This window comes from Bacillota bacterium (assembly GCA_018333655.1).
GTDB lineage: Bacteria > Bacillota > UBA994 > UBA994 > UBA994 > BS524.
In genome coordinates, this window is sequence record JAGXTJ010000003.1 from 35,166 (window position 1) to 57,304 (window position 22,139).

At 53.6% G+C, this 22,139-nt stretch carries 22 protein-coding genes; 15 read left to right on the forward strand and 7 right to left on the reverse strand.

Annotation, left to right across the window (positions count from 1 at the left end; genetic code table 11):
- Positions 1 to 2: 2 nt before the first annotated feature.
- Positions 3 to 452: a DUF2975 domain-containing protein gene (locus KGZ92_00600; protein MBS3887784.1), complete on the reverse strand. Its 450-nt coding sequence runs from the start codon at positions 450 to 452 to the stop codon at positions 3 to 5.
- A gap of 191 nt (positions 453 to 643) precedes the next feature.
- Here KGZ92_00600 and KGZ92_00605 point away from each other — a divergent pair, with 191 nt between their 5' ends.
- Complete coding sequence (locus tag KGZ92_00605; protein ID MBS3887785.1) at positions 644 to 994, forward strand: cupin domain-containing protein; 351 nt, start codon at positions 644 to 646, stop codon at positions 992 to 994.
- A gap of 97 nt (positions 995 to 1,091) precedes the next feature.
- On the opposite strand, the gene pepF is transcribed toward KGZ92_00605, so the two are convergent.
- Positions 1,092 to 2,891: an oligoendopeptidase F gene (gene pepF, locus KGZ92_00610; GenBank protein MBS3887786.1), complete on the reverse strand. Its 1,800-nt coding sequence runs from the start codon at positions 2,889 to 2,891 to the stop codon at positions 1,092 to 1,094.
- A gap of 305 nt (positions 2,892 to 3,196) precedes the next feature.
- Between pepF and KGZ92_00615 the strand changes: the two genes are divergently transcribed.
- Positions 3,197 to 4,156, forward strand: a complete 960-nt coding sequence (locus KGZ92_00615; GenBank protein ID MBS3887787.1) for an L-threonine 3-dehydrogenase — start codon at positions 3,197 to 3,199, stop codon at positions 4,154 to 4,156.
- A 61-nt stretch (positions 4,157 to 4,217) separates the two neighbouring features.
- On the opposite strand, the gene KGZ92_00620 is transcribed toward KGZ92_00615, so the two are convergent.
- Positions 4,218 to 4,853: a hypothetical protein gene (locus tag KGZ92_00620; protein MBS3887788.1), complete on the reverse strand. Its 636-nt coding sequence runs from the start codon at positions 4,851 to 4,853 to the stop codon at positions 4,218 to 4,220.
- Between the two features lie 182 nt (positions 4,854 to 5,035).
- On the opposite strand from KGZ92_00620, the gene KGZ92_00625 reads away from it, so the two are divergent.
- Positions 5,036 to 5,995: a threonine/serine dehydratase gene (locus tag KGZ92_00625; GenBank protein ID MBS3887789.1), complete on the forward strand. Its 960-nt coding sequence runs from the start codon at positions 5,036 to 5,038 to the stop codon at positions 5,993 to 5,995.
- Here KGZ92_00625 and KGZ92_00630 read toward each other — a convergent pair.
- Positions 5,992 to 6,741: a tRNA threonylcarbamoyladenosine dehydratase gene (locus KGZ92_00630; GenBank protein ID MBS3887790.1), complete on the reverse strand. Its 750-nt coding sequence runs from the start codon at positions 6,739 to 6,741 to the stop codon at positions 5,992 to 5,994. The two genes, KGZ92_00625 and KGZ92_00630, sit on opposite strands and share 4 nt — an antisense overlap.
- 175 nt (positions 6,742 to 6,916) lie before the next feature.
- On the opposite strand from KGZ92_00630, the gene KGZ92_00635 reads away from it, so the two are divergent.
- On the forward strand, positions 6,917 to 7,204 hold the full coding sequence (locus KGZ92_00635) for a zinc-ribbon domain containing protein (GenBank protein ID MBS3887791.1): 288 nt from the start codon (positions 6,917 to 6,919) through the stop codon (positions 7,202 to 7,204).
- A gap of 72 nt (positions 7,205 to 7,276) precedes the next feature.
- Positions 7,277 to 7,939 (forward strand): Crp/Fnr family transcriptional regulator, encoded by a 663-nt coding sequence (locus tag KGZ92_00640; GenBank protein MBS3887792.1) that lies wholly within the window; start codon positions 7,277 to 7,279, stop codon positions 7,937 to 7,939.
- Positions 7,940 to 7,950: 11 nt separating this feature from the next.
- Here the strand turns inward: KGZ92_00640 and KGZ92_00645 are convergent, their stop codons facing one another.
- Positions 7,951 to 8,493, reverse strand: a complete 543-nt coding sequence (locus KGZ92_00645) for a gamma carbonic anhydrase family protein (protein MBS3887793.1) — start codon at positions 8,491 to 8,493, stop codon at positions 7,951 to 7,953.
- A gap of 167 nt (positions 8,494 to 8,660) precedes the next feature.
- Here KGZ92_00645 and KGZ92_00650 point away from each other — a divergent pair, with 167 nt between their 5' ends.
- The 10 genes from KGZ92_00650 (at position 8,661) to KGZ92_00695 (ending at position 20,532) form a co-directional block, all read left to right on the forward strand.
- Entirely contained in the window at positions 8,661 to 9,827 is a 1,167-nt protein-coding gene (locus KGZ92_00650) for an alanine--glyoxylate aminotransferase family protein (protein MBS3887794.1), read from the forward strand.
- Positions 9,828 to 9,832: 5 nt separating this feature from the next.
- Positions 9,833 to 10,708, forward strand: a complete 876-nt coding sequence (locus tag KGZ92_00655) for a dihydrodipicolinate synthase family protein (protein MBS3887795.1) — start codon at positions 9,833 to 9,835, stop codon at positions 10,706 to 10,708.
- A gap of 559 nt (positions 10,709 to 11,267) precedes the next feature.
- Entirely contained in the window at positions 11,268 to 13,118 is a 1,851-nt protein-coding gene (locus tag KGZ92_00660) for a peptide ABC transporter substrate-binding protein (GenBank protein ID MBS3887796.1), read from the forward strand.
- A 90-nt stretch (positions 13,119 to 13,208) separates the two neighbouring features.
- Complete coding sequence (locus KGZ92_00665) at positions 13,209 to 14,225, forward strand: ABC transporter permease (GenBank protein ID MBS3887797.1); 1,017 nt, start codon at positions 13,209 to 13,211, stop codon at positions 14,223 to 14,225.
- A gap of 14 nt (positions 14,226 to 14,239) precedes the next feature.
- Complete coding sequence (locus tag KGZ92_00670) at positions 14,240 to 15,184, forward strand: ABC transporter permease (GenBank protein MBS3887798.1); 945 nt, start codon at positions 14,240 to 14,242, stop codon at positions 15,182 to 15,184.
- Between the two features lie 11 nt (positions 15,185 to 15,195).
- A complete protein-coding gene (locus KGZ92_00675; protein ID MBS3887799.1) occupies positions 15,196 to 16,236 on the forward strand; it encodes an ABC transporter ATP-binding protein in 1,041 nt (346 codons plus the stop codon).
- Entirely contained in the window at positions 16,233 to 17,171 is a 939-nt protein-coding gene (locus tag KGZ92_00680; protein ID MBS3887800.1) for an ATP-binding cassette domain-containing protein, read from the forward strand. The genes KGZ92_00675 and KGZ92_00680 overlap by 4 nt, the downstream gene beginning before the upstream one ends.
- A gap of 35 nt (positions 17,172 to 17,206) precedes the next feature.
- Positions 17,207 to 18,544, forward strand: a complete 1,338-nt coding sequence (gene lysA / locus KGZ92_00685; GenBank protein MBS3887801.1) for a diaminopimelate decarboxylase — start codon at positions 17,207 to 17,209, stop codon at positions 18,542 to 18,544.
- Positions 18,545 to 18,574: 30 nt separating this feature from the next.
- On the forward strand, positions 18,575 to 19,435 hold the full coding sequence (locus tag KGZ92_00690) for a C40 family peptidase (protein ID MBS3887802.1): 861 nt from the start codon (positions 18,575 to 18,577) through the stop codon (positions 19,433 to 19,435).
- Positions 19,432 to 20,532 (forward strand): dipeptide epimerase, encoded by a 1,101-nt coding sequence (locus KGZ92_00695; GenBank protein MBS3887803.1) that lies wholly within the window; start codon positions 19,432 to 19,434, stop codon positions 20,530 to 20,532. The genes KGZ92_00690 and KGZ92_00695 overlap by 4 nt, the downstream gene beginning before the upstream one ends.
- 74 nt (positions 20,533 to 20,606) lie before the next feature.
- On the opposite strand, the gene KGZ92_00700 is transcribed toward KGZ92_00695, so the two are convergent.
- Both KGZ92_00700 and speB read right to left on the reverse strand, forming a co-directional pair.
- On the reverse strand, positions 20,607 to 21,110 hold the full coding sequence (locus tag KGZ92_00700) for a ferritin (protein MBS3887804.1): 504 nt from the start codon (positions 21,108 to 21,110) through the stop codon (positions 20,607 to 20,609).
- A 33-nt stretch (positions 21,111 to 21,143) separates the two neighbouring features.
- Positions 21,144 to 22,022 (reverse strand): agmatinase, encoded by an 879-nt coding sequence (gene speB, locus KGZ92_00705; protein MBS3887805.1) that lies wholly within the window; start codon positions 22,020 to 22,022, stop codon positions 21,144 to 21,146.
- Positions 22,023 to 22,139 lie beyond the last annotated feature (117 nt).

Here is a 22,139-nt window from a genome sequence, read left to right on the forward strand (position 1 = left end):
CCTTACACTGTGTAGTCGACTTCTTGCTTGAGGGACACGGCTTCGCTAAATACATTCTGTATGACGCGCAGTATCAGGCTCATAAAGGCAGCCGGTATGGCGAACATAAGCCAGGGGAAGTAGTAGAGCGAGGCGGCCAAAGCAATACCAGCGCCCACGGCCGCGCACCATGACAGGGTGCGGAGACGCAGAGCATTCTCGGGGATAAAGACCTCGGCCTGCGCGATGCGCTCTAGCAGGCGGTACAAATTATATAGTAGAATAGCCGCTGGCAGGCTACCGCCGTAGATGGTGACCAAAAAATGCAGCTCAAGCCCCCGTAAGTAGGCGCGCGAGTAACTTAGCAGCCACCTCACTAAGGCTGGGGCGAAAGCTACTACACCTAAGAGCCCAAAGGCAAAAAATAGGACACAAAGCTTACTAAGAATGATGGACTTGTGGTCATTCCACATTGGGGTCCTCCCATCAGGCCTGCGGCCCTTACTTTGAGGGAAGTATAGCACGATTATTATCGATAGGCAAGATATTTTTATCGAATAACAATATCTTGCCCTCCTGCAGGTGGTTTGTCTTGCCGCCTGCAGGAGGTGGCGGAGAAACGTCGAAATATTCTCTAAGACTTTTTAAGAAAGGCGGTAAGAAAATGATAAAGAAGAGCGATGCTATTGCCGTTAAAGAGGCCCACAACCTCAGGGGGGGTGTAGGCCGAATAGAAATGAAGCACTTCTATGACGAGGCGGAATTTAACGGTCTAGGCCGCCTCTACGGCCTACTGGTTGTGCCGCCGGGCTGTTCGGTCGGCGACCACAGCCATATCGGGGAGCAAGAGTCCTACTATATTTTAGAGGGTGTCGCTACCTACAATGATAACGGCCAGGAGGTAACACTCTACCCCGGCGACATGGCCCTTTGTCCGGACGGCGAATTTCACGGCGTCAAGAACGAAGGCGAGGTAGACCTAAAGTTTATCGCCTTGATCAGCAACACTAAGTAGAGGCTAGCTTGCGGCCAGCATTTTAGCAAAAAAAGTACTCGGCGCCCCGTCCATAGGGGTAACCGAGTACTTTTTATTGCTCTCTTATTGCGCTAAGTTAAAAACTCTTGACCACTTCGTCCACGAGGTAGCCCACGTAGTCGACCGCCTTTTTAATAGCCTGAGGTTCAGTCATATCTACGCCAGCCATCTTGGCCAGCTCGAGCGGCGGCTTGGTGCTGCCGGCTTTAAGCACCTCTAGCCATTTGTCGATTACCGGCTGCCCCTGGTCGGCAATGTCTTTGGCGACCGCGGTGCCGATGGTAAGACCGGCAGAGTAGCTGTAGGGATAGAGGCCCATGTAGAAATGCGGCTGCCGCATCCAAGTTAGGCGCGCACCGTCGTCAATCTCAACTTCGCCGCCCCAGAACTCCTCCAGAATTTCACCTTGCACACGGCTTAAGAGCGTCGCTGTGACAGGCTGGCCCTTTTCGGCCAAGGCAAAGATACGGCGTTGCAGCTCGCCTTCGATGAGGTGGCGCACGAAGTTGTGGTAGTAAGTCAAGAGGAAGCCCATGTTGAGCCAGCGGCGCATGCGGGGGTCTGTAGTCTCGCTGCCGATGTAGTTGCCGACTAGGAGCTCATTAATAATGGACGGCGCCTCGGTAAAGAACATCGAGCCACGCACATTAGACAAACGCTGGTAGCGCATAGAAAGTACGCCATGCCCGGCATGACCAAGCTCGTGCGCTAGTACTAGGGCATTGCGCATGCTGTCGGCCCAAGTGACGAGAATGTAGGGATGGGCATCTGGCACGCCATAGCAGAAGGCGCCGGTCGACTTGCCGATGTTTTCGGCGAGGTCAATCCACCTGTTCTTTAGCGCGTCCTCCATTATCGTGGAGTATTCTGGGCCAAGCACAGCCAGCGCCTTGAGAATAACATCCGAGGCGTCAGCGTAAGTAGTGGGGGGGTTGAAATCGGGGTCGAGGGGAGCCTCGATGTCGCAGTAGAGAAGTTTATCTAGGCCAAGTACCTCTTTGCGCAGCTTGGCGTAACGGCGCATATGGGGCGCAATCTCGGACAATATGACGTCGTGCAGGGTATTGTAGGCAGGTAAGTCCACCTCTTGGCCGTGCAGCAGCATGTGGGTGGCGGACTTGTAGCCCCTGAGGCGTGCCAGAACGACGTGCTTCTTAACTTCGGTGCCCCAGGTAGCGCCGTAGGTGTTTTGGTAGGCCTTAAGCCCCTTGGTAAAAGATGCGAAGGCGTTCCGGCGTAGTACATGGTCGGGGGACTTTTCGTAGGCCTCTTCATAAAGAGCGAACGACATGGGGTGACTCTGGCCGTCTTTATCTGTGATGGGGTCAAAGGCCATGTCCGCGGCCTTAGAGCGGGTATAAGTGAGGTACGGCGCGCCTAAAACTTCGCCTAGCGAGGCTAAGGCTACCTCCGTATCGGGGTGTAGCATATGGGGTTTTTCATCGAGCATGCGCTGCAAAGTGCGGGCAAACTCTTTAAGCTTAGGTTCCTCGCCTAAGTAACGTTCTAGTGTGCCGGCGGGCAGAGAGAGCGCCTCGGAGCGAATAAAGGAGATGGCGGCGAATACTTCGGAGCCAAGCGCCGAAGCTCTCCCCATCATCGTCTGGTTAGCAGAGTCGGTACCGTCGCCAGATAGTAAGAGAGAGGCATAAGCGGTAACGCGGATAAGGCGCTTTTGCAGGGTTTCGGCGGCTTCTAGGCAGGCAAAGAGGGTTAAGGGGTCGCGACCAAGTGTGCCCTTGTACTTGGTTACACTCGGTATATCGGCGGTAATCGCGGCAAGTTCGGCGTCCCATTCCGCAGCAGAGGGGAAGATATCCCTAAGATCCCAAGTTTGCTCTGCTGGCACTTCCAAGCGGCTAAGTCTCTTTTTCATGTTCATCCTCCTTAACGTGGGCCCTGCAGGGGCACCCACCATCCCTATAAGTATTCGCATTTCTTAGTGGTTTTCCTTCTAGTGACGAAATTTTGTCGCCTGTAAGCGAAAAAGTCTAGGCCAGGCCAAGGGCGTAGTCGTGATTCTAGGCGTTGTCGCTAGGCCTAAAGTGAAAAAAGTATCATAGCATGCTTTTCTGCCCTTGCGGTAGTAGTAATTAAGGCCCGCAGGCGGTAAAATAGACTACGAAAGAGGTTCTGCTAAGACGTGTTCACGGGCGACAGGCAACAGTAAAGGGAGGTTTTATGGTGAAAAAGATCTTAATCACGGGTGCGCTAGGCCAAATCGGTACCGAACTGGTGGCGGTGATGCGCGGGCGCTATGGCGAAAACAATGTGGTGGCCAGCGACATTCTGCCAGAAGTCCCCGAGGGTGCGCTAAAGGGTGGACTGTATGAGGTTGTGGATGTAGTCAAGCCCCAGCAGATTGCCGATGCCGTAAAGAAGCATCAAATCAACGAAATTGTTCATCTCGCTGCCTTACTCTCCGCTGTGGGCGAAAAGAAGCCCCACCTCGCCTGGGAGGTCAACATGGGGGGCCTCTTTAATGTACTAGAGGTAGCGCGCGAAACAGGTTGCGGGCTCTTTACACCTAGCTCTATCGCCGCTTTTGGGCCTACTACCCCGCCCGACCACACTCCCCAAAACACCATTCAGCGTCCCACGACCATGTATGGCGTCACCAAAGTAGCGGGGGAGCTGCTCTGTGATTACTACCACCTTAAGTATGGCGTAGACACGCGCGGCGTGCGTTTCCCTGGCCTTATCTCGTACGAAGCCCTGCCTGGTGGCGGCACAACCGATTACGCTGTACATATTTATTACGAGGCCCTCAAGCACAAGTGCTACACCTCGTACATCGACAAGGGAACGTACATGGACATGATGTACATGCCAGATGCCATCGAGGCCATCATACAGCTTATGGAGGCCGACCCTAAGAAGCTTAAGCATCGCAATGCCTTTAACGTAACAGCCATGAGCTTTGACCCCGAGCAATTGGCGGCAGAAATCAAAAAGCATATTCCGGAATTCACCCTAAGCTACAATGTGGATCCCGTCCGACAAGGCATCGCTAATTCATGGCCAAACTCGCTAGATGACAGTGTGGCGCGTGCCGAATGGGGCTGGAACCCCAAATTTGACCTCGCCTCCATGACGGCCGATATGCTCGTTAAGCTGCGCCTTAAGCTTGGCCTGGTTTAATCTTTCTTGACAACAAAAAGCTACTCGCACACTTGCGGGTAGCTTTTTGTCTAGGCAGAGTTTACTGGCCAGGGGTCACTTTGCTCCACTTTCTCTCTTTGCGCAGCGCGCGTTGCTCCTGCCTTTTTTCGCGTAGCTCCTCGATTACGGCGAGCCCTTCGCCCTTTTCGATGCGCTCGCGGATGGCGGCGGCATTAGCGAGTACCTGCGTTGCATGGGCAACTTGGCGCGCGGCAATTTGCTCCGCGTGTTTGGCTATGTGACTAGCAGTTCTTTCTTGGCGCTCTTTGAGCTGTGCTAGTCTTTTTTCGGCCAGCTCTGGGTTCTTGGCCTCTTTAGCGCGTTCAGTGGCGAGGGCTAAGGCCCGTGCCTGTGCAGCCGCCAAATCGGTGGCAATTTTTGCTGGCAGGCTGGCCTGGTTGGCTAGTAGCTCCTCAGCTTGCTTGACGAGTGCGTCGTGGCGAGCGAGCAACTTTTCTTTTAAAGCGGCGGGGTCGTTCTGGGCTAGGGCGGTCAGCTCGGCAAATTTTGTGTCAGCTTGCTTGAGTACACGCTCTGCCCGCACGACATTAGGCGGCGCTACCGCGTTTCGTCTTTGCATCCCCGGTGGCATCTTTACCCCGCCTGGGCCCGCAGCCACAGCTAGTGGTGCCAAGAGCATTAAGATAGCGGTTAGTGCTAGTGCTTTCTTAACCATGCGATCACTCCCTTCTCTGGCTAGCATCAAGGGCTGAAGCTAGCGTTAAGCCAATTGTAACCCGATTATTGAGCAAAAGCATGGGGCAAATGTGAAAAAAATGTGAGGTATCGCTAAGGCAGGAATACGCCTCGCGCGAGCGAAAACCTCTTAGAATGTTCTGATATAGGGGAGGCATGGTCATGATAGGTTTAAAAGAAGTCAGGGCGGCGGCAGAGAGAATAAGTGGGCATATCCATCATACCCCGCTCATCTACTCGCGTAGCCTAAGCCAGATGAGCGGCAACGAAGTCTACCTAAAGTGCGAAAACCTACAGAAGACGGGCTCATTTAAGATTAGGGGGGCCCTGAACGCTGTCTTGCAGCTTACCGCCGAGGAAAGAACCCGCGGGGTTGTCACCGGCTCCTCTGGCAATCATGGCCAAGCCCTAGCCTACGCCGCTAGGCTCGCCGGAGCGCGCGCTGTCGTGGTGCTGCCAGAGAACGTCAGTCAGGCGAAGCGTGCGGCTTGCACCGCCTATGGGAGCGAGACGGTGTTGTGCGGGCTTACCGCTGAAGAACGCCTCGCCCATGCCGCACAGCTTGCCCGCACCGCGGGGCTTACCATGGTGCATTCCTTTGATGATGAACAGGTTATTGCCGGTCAAGGAACGGCGAGCTTAGAGATTTTGGCCGACCTACCTGAGGTCGATTACATCGTAGCACCGGTGGGCGGCGGGGGTTTACTTGCGGGCCTCTCTCTGGCCGCTAAGACTAGCAGCCCAGCGGTAAAGGTTGTCGGGGTCGAGCCTCTCTGCAGTCCTCGCCTGCGCTATTCGCGGCAGCAAGGCATGGTAAGTGAATTAACGGGGGATGCTTGGCGTCCTTCGGTGGCCGATGGTTTGCGCAGCAAGCGCCCCGGAGTTTTTACCTTTAGCATTACACAGCGCTACGTGGACGACCTAGTGACCGTTGGTGAGGATGATATCGTGGCAGCGCTTAGGCTTCTCCTAGAGCGCACTAAGCTCCTTGCCGAACCATCAGGGGCTGTTTCTGTAGCGGGCGCCTTGCAGGCGCCTCTAGCCGGCCTCGGCAAGAAAGTAGTGTGCCTGGTAAGCGGCGGCAATATGGAGCTAGCACAGTTAGCGCGGCTACTCGCTTAGTCTAGCAAGTCGCGCACTACCACACTGGCGGCCATAAGCCCGGCCACCGCAGGCACGAAGGAGATGCTGCCGGGTATTTGCCGTTTGCGCGTGCAGTTGCCCATACCCCCGGGGCATATGCAATTGGCCGTGCAGTCAGCCGTTGGGGTCAGAGGAGTACGGGCCGGTTCGGGCGAGTATACGACTTTAATACCCCGACTAATGCCCCGCTTGCGCAGTTCCTTGCGCACAATGCGGGCCAGTGGGCAGGTAGCGGTCTTGGCGATGTCAGTTACGGTAAATTGCGTGGGGTCAAGTTTGTTGCCCGCACCCATGCACGAAATGACAGGTAGGCCTAGAGCGTGGCAGCCCGTAATGATGCCGAGCTTGGCAGTTACGGTATCTACAGCGTCAATCACATAGCTTAGTGAGGGCGACAAGATCTCTGCCGCATTCTCGCGCGAAAAAAAAGCGTTACGGGCCTCCACTTTTATGGTAGGGTCGATTTGGCTAATGCGCGCGGCCATGGCTTCGACCTTACTTTGGCCCACCGTTGACGTCAGGGCGTGGATTTGCCTATTAATATTGGTCAGGCAGACTTCGTCGTGATCGACGAGGAGCAGGCGCCCCACACCCGCCCGGGCCAAGGCTTCGGCGGCAAAAGAGCCGACGCCGCCAATGCCAATGACGGCGACATAGGCAGAGCGCAGTTTTTCGAGGCCCGCGGCCCCGATTAGAAGTTCTGTGCGCGAGAATCTGTGCAACATTTTCGTCCTCCTAGCGATTACGCCACATTTTAAAAAATGTAGGCAATTATTGTATTGCCAAAGTGGCAGAACTCTGCTATAGTAAGTGTGAACTTGCGCAAATCTGGTTTCACCTCTTCCAAAAGGCTAACCCAGGGGAGCCCATGTATCTAATTTATCGGGGGGATTTTCTCTAATGATGCAGGACAAGAACCTAAACTGTAAAGACTGCGGAGCCGAATTTGCTTTCACCACTCGTGAGCAAGAATTTTACGCAGAGCGTGGTTTCCAGAACGAGCCCAGCCGTTGCAAGACCTGTCGCGACAGCCGCAAGCGCAGCAACGAAGGCTCCGCTCCTATGAACAACCGCGAACTCCACAACGTTTCTTGCGATGAGTGCGGTGCAAACACCCAAGTTCCGTTTAAGCCCACAGCTGGCCGTCCAGTTTACTGCCGCGATTGCTTCTCCAGCAAGAGAAGATAAGCAATTAAGGAGCAACCTAGAACTTAGGTTGCTTTTTCTTTTTACCTTTTTCCAAGACGGGGAGGCATGGTCATGGAGGCAGCACTACTACGCAAGTTTCCCTTGTTTAGCTCGCTCTCAGCAGACGATTTGCAGGCTGTCGCGGCCATTGTTAGGCTGCGGCGTGTAGAGAAGGGCGATGTGCTCTTTGCCGAGGGAGAGCCGGGTCTCGCGGTGTGGTTAGTCTGTAGCGGTGCGGTCAAACTTGTGAAAACAGATTCCACAGGCCGAGAGCAGCTACTTAAAACGGTAGAGCCGCAAGAGTTCTTTGCTGAGGTGGTCTTATTTGACGGTGGCAGCTACCCAGCCACCGCTGTGGCGGCCAGTGAGGGCGAAGTAGGCATCCTCTACAATGCCGATGCCTGTAAGCTTGTGCACGCCCACCCTAATTTGGCGTGGCACTTTCTCAAGGTGCTCAGCGCGAGACTTCGCCGCGCTCAAGGGCGCATCCAGATTTTATGCCAAGGCGATGCAGCTGTAAAAATTGCTGCCACCTTGCTCTACCTAGCCCAAGAAAAGGGCACGGACCACCTCGCCATCGGGCAGCAAGACTTAGCCGACATGGCGGGCATCGCCCGCGAAACAGTGTCTCGCGTGCTTGCCAAGTTATCTAGCGAGGGCCTTATTGTAGCCCTACGAAAAAAGATTACCCTCATCGACAAAGAGGGACTAGCAGCGCTAGCACCGCAGGTCTAGGATATCAGTCATCACCGCACCGGCACTTCTGCTTGTTGCCTGGCTAGGGGCTCGGCATAGAATTCTTCCCACAGCTTAACATAGTTTTCAGCATGTGTGCGCAGGCCCAAGACGGCTTTATCGTCGAGGGTTTTTACTATTTTGGCCGGCAAGCCTACCGCTAAAGACCGCGGGGGAATGACCATGCCCTCTTTGACGACCGCACCCGCGCCGATAATAGAGCCCTCGCCAATCACCGCGCCATCTAGTACTACGGCCTTCATGCCTATCAGCACATTATCACCGATGGTGCAGCCATGTAGCACGGCGCCATGACCGACGGTCACATAGTCGCCGATTTTAAGCGGTTGGTCAAGCGCCACATGGAGCACAGCTCCTTCCTGCACGCTACAGGCTTCCCCGATCGTTATAGAGTTAATATCGGCCCTGAGCACGGCATTAAACCAGATGCTCGACTTCTGCCCTACGGAGACATTGCCCATTATCGCCGCGCTGTCGGCCACAAAAGTATCGGGATGAATACGAGGTTCTCCCGATTTCAGCTTCTTAATCATATTCTACCTCCTTGTAAAGCTCCTGCCATCAATATTCTACCATGATGCAACCATGCTCTCTACGGTTCACAGCAAAAAGTGCTCTCATTGGCGAAGGACTTTCCTTGCCGGTGGAGAAATACTGGGAGACGAACTGTGAAGTACAGATAAAAAAAGGAGGTTAAGTCATGCCAAACAAGGAGTTGCTGCTAATACCCGGCCCGACCCCAGTGGTAGACGAAATCTATGCCGCTCTAGGTTCAGAAACCTATGGGCACACCGATCCCCGTGTGGTGCAGTGTACCTTAGAGTGCCTCGCCCTCACGCGACAGATGTTTAACACCGACGGCGAGATCTTTCTCGTAGCTGGTTCAGGCACCTTAGCCATGGAGATGGCCCTAGTGAATACTGTGGCGCCAGGGGAGCGCATTCTAGTCCTTAGCCAGGGCTTCTTTGGCGATAGATTCATCAAACTCGCCGCGAGTTTTGGCATCGAGGTCGATGTCATTGCCAGCGAGTGGGGCAGACGTGTTGCTCGAGCAGACGTAGAAGCCAAGCTAAAAACAACGCGCTACAAGGCGGTAACAATTACTCATGTCGATACTTCTACTGGTGTCGAAGCGGACTTAGCTACCCTCGTGCCACTTTGTAAGAAGTATGGCGCTTTAGTCATACTTGACGGCGTTTGCGCCACGGCGGCACTGCCCGAAGACATGGGCTATGACTACGGTGATGGCGCACGCCTAGACGTGGTGCTTACCGGCTCGCAAAAAGCCATCGGCATCCCACCCGGGCTGGCCATAGTTGCCTTTAGCCAAGAGGCCCTCGCCGCACGCAGCGCCTTAGGCAAAGTTAGCGCCTACTACGCAGATATTTTTAACTGGTTGCCCATTATGAAAGACCCGAGCAAGTACTTCGCCACGCCCGCGGTAAACATGCTGTACGCCTATCGCCGTGCGCTCGAGATTATCCACGCGGAGGGGTTAACTGCCCGCTACGCACGGCATCGCCGCCTTGGTATCGCGGTGCGCAAGGCCTTAAGTGCACTTAACCTACAGCCCTTAGCGGACGAGGCCGTGGCCGCACCCACTCTAAGCTGCCTCTTGTACCCGCAAAATGTAGACGATGTCACCTTTCGCAAGAGCTTGGCAGCCAAAGGGCTGGTCGTAGCGGGCTCCTTAGCTAGCTTGGCCGGCAAGGCCTTTCGCCTGGGGCACATGGGCAATATTGAGACGAGCGAGCTCCGCCGCGCCATTGGGCTTATCGGCAAGGCTCTTGTAAAGCAGGGCCAAGTGCTAGATATCGAGGCGGCCCTGGCTATTTTCGACGATTACACAATCTTTTGTCAGGAGTAGCGCCGGTGCTACGGGGTATATTTGCACCTATTCCCACCCCCTTTGTGGGAGGAAGCATCGCCTACGACAAGCTCAAGGACAATGTCACTAAGTGGGGGCGGACTTCGCTTAGCGGCTTAGTCGTGCTCGGCTCAAATGGCGAGTTCCCCCTGCTCTCGTTAGACGAAAAAGTAAGGCTAGTAGAGAAAGTGCGGGAGTGGTTGCCCAGAGAGAAGCTAGTCATTGCCGGTACCGGTTGCGAGGCCACGAGTGAGGCAGTCTCGCTCTCACGGCTCTATGCTAAGGCTGGCGCAGACTATGCGCTCGTACTAAATCCCCAGTTTTACAAAGAATCCTACAGCGGCAAAGTCCTGCGGCACTACTTTCAGTCTGTGGCCGAACTTTCGCCCCTGCCCATTGTGCTTTACAACATGCCCAAAAACACCGGCCTTAATCTAGCGCCTGACTTAGTGCTAGAGCTGTCGCAACATAAGAATATCTGCGGGCTTAAAGATAGCTCGGGCAATCTGGTGCAGATAACCGAGATTTGCCGCTCGGCAGGCCCTAGTTTTGCTGTCCTCGCTGGCTCTGCCAGTTTTCTCTTGCCGGCTCTCTCCGTGGGGGCAGTGGGCGGCACGCTGGCCTTGGCCAATATTATGCCAGAAGAGTGCGTCGCCGTGCTCGAGCTCTTTCATGCCGGGCGAGTGGCAGAAGCGCGCGCCCTACAGTGGCGACTGCTAGAGCCAAACCACGCCGTCACCAGCCTCTTTGGCATTGCCGGCTTAAAAGCTGCTTTAGACTACCTAGGCTACTTTGGAGGCGACCCCAAGGAGCCGCTCCTGCCCCTAGAGGTAGGAGAGAGAGAAAAGCTTGTCGCTGTGCTAAAGAGCGCGGGGCTCTAGTGACCTGAACATCATAGTTCTAACATGGCTCGTAGCAGCTATGCAAAAGATGACCAAGTGCTCAATTTGTTTTTATAAATAGTCGCAATATTAATCATGTTCAAAATATTAGCCCCTGCAACGTGATGCCCGGCAGGAATGAGATGGCAAGCAAAGAATAAGAGAAGTGCAAATATTTTTTGCAGTCTAACATCTCACAAGGGAGGGAAAAGGGATGAAGAAATTTTTAGCCATTTTTGCGCTAACCGCGGTGATTGCCGTAGGCTGTTTCGCTGGTTTTACAGCGCAGGCCAATGTCGCACCCATCCGGGTAGTCATCAATGGTAGAGCCATCACAACCGAAGTCCCGCCTGTGGTGCAGAACGGCAGAACACTGGTGCCTTTCCGCGCCATTTTTGAGGCCTTGGGTGCGCAAGTGGAATGGACTGAGCGCACGAACACTGTTGCCGGGTATAGGGGGCCAAATTTTGTGCTCTTACAGCCCGGCATGACACGTGCCTGGATTACGGGCCGCGAAACACGCCTTGACGTGGGCCCTGTCATCGTCAGTGGTCGCACCATGGTGCCCTTGCGTTTTGTGGCAGAAAGCCTAGGGGCGCAAGTCGAATGGGTGGAGGCCACTCGCACTGTCACTATTACAGACACCCCCTATCCTGCCGTGCCGACCGTTGGTCGCACCGGGGGCGAGTTTAGAACCCTGTACTCGGCTGAACTCACAACTCTTAACTACTTAACAACAGGCACTTTTGCCGTACACACCTTGGTGGCCAATGCTATAGACGGGCTGGTCGAGTTTGATACCTTCGGTGTCTTGCAGCCCTCTCTCGCCAAGCACTGGACGATTTCGCCCGATGGGTTAGTGTATACTTTCACGCTCAGAGAAGGTGTGCCCTGGTTGACCTGGGATGGAAGGGAATATGCCGAAGTAGTGGCGCAGGACTTTGTCGATTCAGCTCGCTATGTGCTGACGCGTGCTAATGCCTCAGCCACAGCCAACATTGTTTTCCGTTTTATTCGCGGAGCCGAAGAGTTTTTTAATGGCACGACGACAGATTTTTCCACGGTCGGCGTACGCGCCCTAGACAGGTACACCGTACAGTACACCCTCAAAGCACCGGCGACCTTCTTTCTCTCTGCCCTCACTTATGTCTGTTTCTTTCCGGTCAATGGCGCCTTCTTGGCTGAAACGGGTGCCAGGTTCGCGACCGACCATAGAACTTTTCTAAGTAATGGGGCCTATATTCTCAGAGCCCATGTTCCCCAGAATCGCCGCGAGCTGGTAAAAAACACACGTTACTGGGACAGCGATAACGTCCACATTGATCGCCTCTTCTTCCAGTTTAACCGTGAAGCCGCGCAACTCGCGCCCGAAATGTTTGTACGCGGGGAGGTCTCTTCTGCCTCTATCCCTACGGCCATCATTGACGGCTGGCGACTTGACCCCACACGGCGCGACTTGATTAGGCCTGCTCCGGTAGGTGCCTTTGCCTTCTGGCATGGCTTTAATTTCGATCCGCGTTTTGCAGCGCAGTTTGAGCCGGAAAACTGGCGCCGAGCTGTGCGCAATCTTAATTTCCGCAAGACTATTTTTCATGGGCTTGACCGCGTTGCGGCCATGCTAACCTTTGACCCCTTCGATCCTACCAGACAGTTAAGCAACACGATCACCCCGGTTAACTTTATTAGCGTCGACGGAGTCGATTATACAGAGTTGCCTGCGCTACGAGCAGTACAAGAAATGACTGTCTTTAGCCAAGCTTTAGCCCTCACCCACCGCAATAGGGCTCTGTCAGAATTACGCGCCCAGGGCGTGACCTTCCCCATCAAAGTAAAGATGCCTTTTAGCACCGGCTCACCAGACTGGACAAATCGTGTGCAAGTTATCAAGCAGCAGATGGAGAATCTCCTCGGGCGCGACTTTATTGAGATCATTCCCGTGGGCTACCCGCCCACCGGTTTTCTCGATGCTACACGCCGTGCCGGAAACTACGCCTTACAAGAAGTTAACTGGGGCCCCGATTTTCTCGACCCCGAAGCTTACACGATGCCTTTTGAGGCCGGCAATCGCAGTTACTCCGATATAGCGCTTGTAGACACCAACTACCAGCGTCTGCTCGACGCCGCTAAAGCTGAAGTGAGTAACAAGAGGCGACGTTTTGAGCTTTTCGCAGCGGCAGAAGCCTACCTCATCCAAAATGCTTTAGTTATACCTTACAGGGTCGGCGGCGGGGGATACGTAGCGTCCTTACTGCATCCCTTCCAAGGTCCGTTTGCAGCGGCAGGCCCCTCCACAGGCAAATTCAAATTTCAAAGACTGCTCGAGCGGCCGATGAACATCGCCCAGTTCAATGAGGCACAGCTGATATGGAATCGCGACAGAGTAGCTGCACTGCGCAAGGCTGGCCAGTAAACCCAAGCCGGAAGGAGAACGGTCCGCCGCTGGGCGCCCCGTTCTCCTTGTTTTTTACCATAATGCGAGATAATGATTGGGGGCTCCAGCATGAGTACTCATCTTTCATCCCTAATGCCCAACCCGACTAGAGGACGGCGCCACCGCCTCCCATCAGGCAGTCTTTGGACTTTCGCGTTACAAAGAGCAATGCAATCGCTCGTCACTGTGTTTATCGTTTTGACCGTAGTTTTTTTGCTGATGCGCCTACTGCCGATTGAGGGTTATTTTGGCGACGAATATGATCGCCTAACGCCAGAGCAGCGCGAAGCTAGGCTCGAAGCAATGGGGCTAATGGACCCTATTCACATTCAGCTTAAGAATTTTTATCTCGCGCTGTCGCGCGGCGACTTAGGCACTTCGATTATCTATCGCCCCCATGTCCCCATCGCCGAGATAATCGAACCCAAAGTACCTTATTCGCTTAAATTCGGCCTAGCGTCTCTAGTACTGTCACTGACCATAGGTCTTCTGCTCGGTATTTTTCAAGCCCGCGAAAAAGACAAATGGCTTGATAGACTGGGCACTGCCTATGTCGTGTTTATCAATGCTGTGCCCGCCGCTGTCTACTTCCTATTTGTGCAGCTCTATGTCACACAGCTGGCGGGGTTGCCCATGCTGTATGACAGCACTAGGCCTATAAGTTGGATATTGCCGGCTGTGTCTATGTCGCTGGGCGGTATCGCTGGGTATGCGATGTGGATGCGACGTTTTATGGTCGATGAGCTCAATAAAGACTATATTAAGCTAGCTAGAGCAAAAGGCTTGTCTAACACGGCCGTTATGTTCAAGCACGTTTTACGCAACGCCTTTGTGCCGATGGCCCAACACTTGCCAACCACCATTCTCATGACCATCGCAGGCTCTATTTTTATCGAGTCACTATACTCTATCCCCGGCATGGGCGGTCTTTTGATAGAAGCTATCACGCGCCAAGACAATCCCCTAGTGCAGACGTTAGTGCTCATCTACTCGACCATCGGCATTTTCGGGCTTTTCCTGGGGGACCTCTTGATGGCCATTATCGACCCCCGTATCAAATTAGAGAAGAAGGGAGGGGCAAGGTAGTGATTGTCAAGAAAATGACTGACCTGGAGCAACAAGACCTCTTTACCTTGGCCAGCTACGATGCCTCTCGCAGCGAGAGGATAGGTTACTCGAGCTATTCTTACTGGAGCTCTACCGTGCGTGTTTTTCTTAGGAATGGGGCTGCTGTCGCTTGCTTGGCTATTCTAGCCGTGCTCTTAGTCTTTACCTTTGTGCAACCATATCTCCCAGCGCAAAGAGACCCCAATGAAATTAGCATCAGCCCCGAGACTTCGCGCCAATTGCGTAACGTCCCGCCCGGGCAGGAATTCTGGTTTGGCACTAACTCCATTGGGCAAGATTTATGGTCGCGTATTTGGAGTGGCACCAGGACTTCGCTCGGCATTGGTATTGCTGTGGCCACCTGGAACATAATTATCGGCATTATTGTCGGTGCTACTTGGGGCTACGTGAGAAGTCTCGATCGCTTGTTCACAGAGATCTACAACGTGCTCGACAATATCCCCACCACCATTGTCATGACGCTGATGGCCTACATGCTTCGCCCAAGCATCAGCACTTTAGTCATCGCCATGGGCATCACTGGCTGGGTGCCTGTTGCCCGTTTTATCCGCACCCAGGTCGTCATTATTCGTGATCGCGAGTACAACTTGGCCTCGCGTTGCCTCGGAACACCAGCTGGACGCATTATAACGCGCAACCTCTTGCCCTACCTAGTATCGGTAATTATGCTTCGCTTTGCCTTAGCCATTCCTGGGGCTATCGGCTCGGAAGTCTTCTTAACGTATATTGGCTTGGGGTTGCCTTTGAACATCCCTTCCTTAGGCAATTTAATCAATGAAGGACGTCAGTTGATGATGATCCCTGCCATGCGTTACCAGCTTATCTTTCCCTCTGTTGTCCTCTCTCTCATCACGATCTCGTTCTATGTTATGGGAAATGCCTTTTCCGATGCAGCAGACCCACGCAATCATGTTTAGGAGGCGAAAAGATGGCGCAACCAATATTGGCGGCCAAGAACGTAACCATTAAATTTAATCTGCGCGGGCGCATCTTGACGGCTATCCGCGGGGCCTCTTTAGATCTTTACGAAGGACAAACCTTGGCCATAGTGGGCGAGTCAGGCTCTGGCAAGTCAGTGTTTACTAAATCATTTATAGGCATGTTGGACGGCAACGGCTGGGTAGAGTCGGGAGAGATTTTGTTCGAGGGACAAGATCTGGCAAAGTTTAAGCACGACAAAGAATGGGCGGCCATTCGTGGGCGGAAAATCGCTATGGTGTTTCAGGACCCCATGACAGCTCTCAATCCGCTGCGCTCTATTGGGCTTCAGATAAAAGAAGCTGTCGAGCTGCACAGTGATGCCCGTGGAGCAGCCGCCAAAGCGCGCACGCTTGAGCTACTGGCCGATGTCGGCATAGACGACCCTGCACATCGCTACAGTCAATTTCCCCACGAGTTTTCGGGGGGCATGCGGCAGCGCGTCGTCATTGCCATCGCCATGGCCTGCTCACCACGCATTCTAATTTGCGATGAACCCACAACGGCATTAGACGTGACGATTCAGGCACAAATCCTCGAACTCATTCGTACACTACAATTGCGCTATAATTTGACCGTCATTTATATTACCCATGATCTAGGGGTAGTGGCCAATGTGGCCACGGCGGTGGCCGTCATGTATGCGGGCGACATTATCGAATACGGCATGAGCAGTGATATTTTTTACAATGCCCAACATCCTTACACCTGGGCCCTCCTGTCGTCGTTGCCGCAGCTGGGCATCAAAGGACAACCCCTCTATTCAATTAAGGGAACGCCGCCTAACCTCTTTACGGAGATTGTCGGCGATGCTTTCGCCCCGCGCAACCCCTTGGCCTTGAAAATAGATTTTGTGGAGCGGCCCCCTTACTTTCAGGTCAGCCCCACTCACTACGCGAGAACATGGTTGCTTGACCCGCGGGCGCCAAAAATTGACCCTCCCGCGACGATTAAGCACTTGCGCGAGAAATTTGCGGGGGTAAGTGTATGAGTAACGCGAGAGAAGTCCTCTTAGACGTCAGGAACCTCAAGGTGGAGTTTAAAGGCAAGGCTCGGGAGCCCTTTGTCGCCGTTAATGATGTCAGTTTTCATATCTATCGCGGGGAGACCTTTGGGTTGGTCGGAGAATCTGGCTCTGGCAAGACGACCATTGGGCGAGCCATCGTGCGCATCAATGAGACAGCGGGCGGTGAGATATATTTTAAGGGGCGCCAGATTAATGGCCGCATACCTAAGGAGCTTGACTACGAAATCACACAAAAAATCCAGATGATATTTCAAGACCCCATGGCTTCTCTCAATGAGCGTGCCAAAGTCGACTATATCGTGTCCGAGGGACTGTACAATACCAAGGCCTACAAGGACGAGAGTGAGAGAAAGGCCAAGGTGGAGGCGGCGCTCTTAGCAGTAGGGCTGCTGCCAGAATTTGCGTCTCGCTTTCCTCATGAGTTCTCTGGCGGCCAGAGACAGCGCATCGGCGTTGCGCGGGCCTTTGTTATGCAGCCAGAGTTTATTATTGCTGACGAACCCATTTCTTCCCTCGATGTGTCGATTCGTGCACAGGTGCTCAATTTACTCGCCGATTTACAGCGCGCGAGCGGGCTAACGTATATGTTTATCGCCCATGATCTTTCGGTAGTGCGCTTTATCACTGACCGTGTCGCTGTTATTAACAAAGGGCAGATAGTGGAGCTGGCAGAGACAGAAGAGTTATTCGCTAACCCCTTGCACCCCTATACCCGCTCCCTACTATCTGCGGTGCCAGTGCCTGACCCCATTGAGGAGAAGAAAAAGAAAGTCATAGTCTATGACCCTAGGCAGCACGATTATTCTAAGCATAAACCACTCTGGACAGAAGTGACGCCCGGCCATTTTGTCCTTGGCAACGCTGACGAGGTAGCGCAATACCGCAAACTACTTGCCTAGCGGCAGAACTTCATCTTAGAGTGGAGGCACAGAGAGTGAGCAATACAGTAGATGAAAAGAGCCTTACCGGGACGTCTCGCATTAACGAGTTCGGGCATCTAGAGATAGGTGGTTGCGACGTTGTCGATCTCGCGGCAGAATATGGCACGCCCTTAATAGTTTATGATGAGGCTCTGCTTAGAGAAAATTGTCGCCGCTACAAACGCAGTTTTGTAGAGCACGGTCATCGCGTGGCTTATGCCGGCAAGGCCTTTCTCAGCGTGGCCATGTGTCAACTTATTGAGAGCGAGGGCCTTTTTCTCGATGTCGTTTCGGGGGGCGAATTGCACACTGCCCTTACGGCAGGGTTTCCCGCTCGGCGCATTTACTTTCATGGCAACAACAAGTCGCTAGGTGAGCTGAAACTGGCGCTACGAGCAGGTGTTGGTCACATCATCGTCGACAATCGTTACGAATATTCCCTTCTCAAGGGCTTGTTGAACGATGTTGAACGGCCGGTATCCATCCTGCTACGGGTAGCGCTGGGGGTGGATGCCGCGACTCATCAGTACATTAGAACCGGACAACATGACTCTAAGTTTGGCTTTGCCCTAGACGGAGACGATCTTGAAGCCGTCTTTGCCGATGCCATGACGGTCAATAATCTTGTTCTCGCCGGGTTTCACAGTCATATTGGCTCGCAGATTACGAGCCTAGCGACTTTTCGCCAGGCGATGGATATTATGGTCGAGCTAATCAGATCTTACTGCGATCGATATCCTTGGCTACCCGTAGAGATTAATCTGGGGGGAGGGCTCGGCGTTAATTACCTCCCGGGGGATGAGGCTGCTAGCATCGAAGACCTAACCCGTCTGATGAGAGAGACAGCCGAGGCCTACATGGCCGCCTCGGGATTTAACCTTCGACTTGTACTAGAGCCTGGGCGGTCGATCGTGGCCGCTGCAGGGACCACGCTTTACACAGTCGGTTCGATGAAGGATGTACCTGGGGGACGGCGTTACATCGCCGTCGACGGTGGCATGACCGACAACCCGCGTACAGCGCTGTACCAAGCTAAGTATTCTTGTCTACTTGCTAACCGTGCTACGGAGGCCCCGGCTGGAGTGTACTCCATCGCCGGCAAAGCCTGTGAATCCGGCGATATGCTTATTTGGGAGCACTCATTGCCAGCTGTCAATCATGGCGATATTCTCGCCATCTTTGTCACGGGGGCCTACACTTACAGCATGGCCAGTAACTACAACCGTCTACCTAGGCCAGCTATTGTATTCGTCAACGAAGGCGTAGCGCGTACCATCATTGAGCGCGAAACGTACGCCGATGTAGTGCGTCTAGATAAGAGCCTGACTTCAGCAATAAAATCAAAAACATAGGGACAAGAGAACTGAGGGGAGAAATAGTCAATGGCGATAGCGTACGGATTTGTGGCAAGGGAATACGTCAATCTAGGTGAGGCTCCCTACAGAAATGTGGCCAAAACTATGGTGACCCAGGCTAGACTTGCAGAGCCTGTCGTGATATGGCAGCAACAGCGTGGGTGGTATGAAGTTGAAATGTCTGATGCCTATCGTGGGTGGGTTGCGCCGATGGACTTGTGGCTAGTCGACCGAGCGGCATGGGAGCAGTATCAACAGGCTCCACAGGTGCTAATAACCGCTCCTTTCACGACTATATATAGAGACAGCGACTTCACTCTGAGTATGAAAGACGCAAAATCTCTGCAAACAGCTGCCACCATGTGCACACAACTACGACTAATTGCGGAGACCCCCGACAACTACCAAGTATTGCTGCCGGACGGGCACGCTGGTTACATTTCCAAGACGGACGGCGAGGTAATTCCTGGTTTTAACCAACTAACTCTTGGCTCCCGCGAAAAGGTCGTGGCGCTAGCAAAAGATTTTCTCGGGCTGCCGTATTTCTGGGGCGGCACCACCCCTTACGGCTACGACTGCTCAGGTTTTGTACAGACTGTTCTTAAAATGAACGGCGTCCATGTGCAGAGAGATGCCCACCAGCAGTACGAAATGGGGAGCAGTGTGGCGAGAGAAGAACTGCAAAGGGGAGACCTTGTTTTCTTTAGCACCTACAAGGCCGGAGCATCGCACGTGGGGTTCTACATAGCACAGGGGCAGTACATCCATGCCGGTTCATCGCGGGGCGTCGCCATTAACAGCCTGCACCCTGGGGATGAAGACTACAGCGAAGAGCTCGACAAGAAGTACCTAGGCGCAAAGCGCCTTCTTCCCGAGGTGCAGCGATGAAAATTAGGTTGGTCGAAATCGGCAAACTCACAGTCCCTTTGCACAAGCCTTTTAAAACAGCCCTACGGACCTTAGTTACTTCTGAGACCCTCGTCATCAAGGTGCACCTCGATAACGGCATGACTGGTTGGGGCGCGGCTTCCCCGACAGCCGTCATCACCGGTGATACTCTAGGCTCTATCAGAGGCGCGCTAACCGAGGTGTTTATTCCACAGTTAATTGGTCTCGATATCTCCAACTACGAGTTTATTCTCGCCAAGATCAATGGTGGCATAGTGAGAAATTCCAGCTCGAAAGCTGCGTTAGACATGGCGATTTACGACCTGGTGGGCCAGCTTTACCACGCTCCCCTGTACAAGCTGCTCGGTGGCTACAGGAGTTCTTTCGAGACAGACATTACTGTCAGCGTTAACAGCCCAGAAGAAATGGCTAAAGACGCCATGTGTTTCGTTCAGGACGGCTTCACCGTGCTCAAGCTCAAGGTAGGGACTGATGCCAAGGCCGACATAGCACGAGTTAAGCAAATTAGAGAGGCCGTAGGGTCACACATCAAATTGCGCCTAGACGCCAATCAGGGGTGGACGGCAAAAGAAGCCATACGTACGATCACGATCATGGAGGATATGGGTCTCGACCTTGAGCTGATCGAACAGCCCGTAAAGGCCGGCGATTTGGAGGGGCTGAAGCAGGTTACTGACAGCGTAGACACGTTAATCTTGGCTGACGAAAGTGTCTTTTCTCCCGCGGATGCCTTGCGGGTGCTACACATGCGCGGAGCCGACCTTATCAACATCAAGCTCATGAAAGCAGGCGGCATCCATAACGCCCTAAAAATTAACGCCCTAGCGGAAAGCTGCGGGGTAGAATGCATGATTGGCTGCATGATTGAGAACAAGATTGGCATTACCGCAGCCGCACATCTCGCCGCAGGTAAGAAGAACATCACCCGCATGGACCTCGACGCGCCCTTTCTCCTCGCTAAGGAATTTGTGGCAGGAGGAGTATCATTCGACGGACCAAGGATAGTGCTCCCTGATGCTCCAGGGCTTGGAGTTGTTGGTGTGGCCAATTTAGAAATCCTCCCTCACACGCTCTAATGGTCAGAGCATGTGAGGGAGGATCAAATGCGGGGGGTGCAGTAACTAGCACCCTTCGTTTTTTGGTGTGACTCTTAGCCCATTACTGGCGGGGTAAAAGTGCGGGTCGCGAGCTCTTTGTCTAGGTGGTAGAGGGCTTCGCCGCCGAAGCGTTTCACTTGTTGCAGTATATGGCCGAAGGATTTTTCTTCTTCGCGCTGCTCATCCACAAACCACTTTAGAAAGCTAATAGTGGCGTGCTCTTTCTCACTTTGGGCAATGTCCATGAGGTGGTAGAAGCGTTGGCTAACAAATTGCTCATGGTGGAGCGACTTTTCGTACACATCAACGACCGAGGCGTACTCGTTTTCGGGCTCTGCTAAGGCCTGCATCTTTACGCGGCCACCCATGTCGGCGATGAAGTCGAAAATGAGCATGGCATGAAATTTTTCTTCCTCGGCCTGTATTTTAAACCAGTGGGCGAAGCCGTCTAGTTGCTGGTCGGTACAGTAAGCGGCCATGGCTAAGTAGAGATGGGCGCTGTAGAGTTCGTACATGACTTGCAGGTTGAGTTCTGCGGTGAGCTTCTGAGAAAGCATGTTTATTGACCTCCCTTGTTTAGTTATTTGCGCCTAGGCGGGCATAAATGAGAGAATAGCTTCGCGCAAAATCTTGGCGCCGAGCACGGCGGTAATTTGCGCGAGATCGAGGCCGGGCGATATTTCTACCATGTCAAAGCCGACCACTCGGCATCCGGCTAAGAGATGGATAGCCTGAATAATCTCCCATGAAGTGCAGCCGCCTGGCTCGGGGGTGCCGGTGCCGGGGGCAAAGGCTGGGTCGACCACATCAATGTCGAGCGATATGTAGACGGGGCGTTTGCGTAGCTCGGGCATGACTTGGCTTAAAGCGGGGTGGATTTGGTTGAAGAAAGTGTTAGTGTGCCCTTCGGCAAACTGCCGCTCTTCACGGGTGCCCGAGCGTATGCCGAACTGGTAGAGGTTCTTCGGCCCAATAAGCTCGGCTACGCGGCGCATTACGGTGGCATGTGAGTACTTTTCGCCTAGGTAGTCGTCGCGCAGGTCGGCATGAGCATCGAAGTGCACCACTGCTAAGTTTGGGTATTTAGCGGCCATGGCCTGCATAATAGGCCACGAAACTAAGTGTTCGCCTCCCAGGCAGAAAGGTGTCTTGCCGGTATCTAGTATGGCGGTGATGGCCTTTTTTATCATCTCTAGGCTGGCGGCGACATTGCCGACCGGCAAAGCTAGGTCGCCTGCGTCGTAGTAGGAGCGCTCTAAAAGGGACTTGTCGAGGTAGAAGCTGTACTCCTCGATGCCGTACGAAACCTCGCGAATGCGCTGTGGTCCTAGGCGACTGCCGGGGCGAAAACTGACGGTGTAGTCCATAGGCAAGCCCAGAATAACTGCCCGAGCCGCGGCAAAGTCCGGCGAGTTGGCCAAAAATCCCGTACTTGGTTCAATCAAAGCCTGCAATTCTTGTTCGCTCATATACCGCTCCCCTAAATGTGGTCTTGAGTAAATTGTACCACGTCTACTGCCTTGTCCCTAGCAGGAATACGCATATTGTATAGAGAAATATGCTTAAAGTTCGGCGCGAGCGCCAGA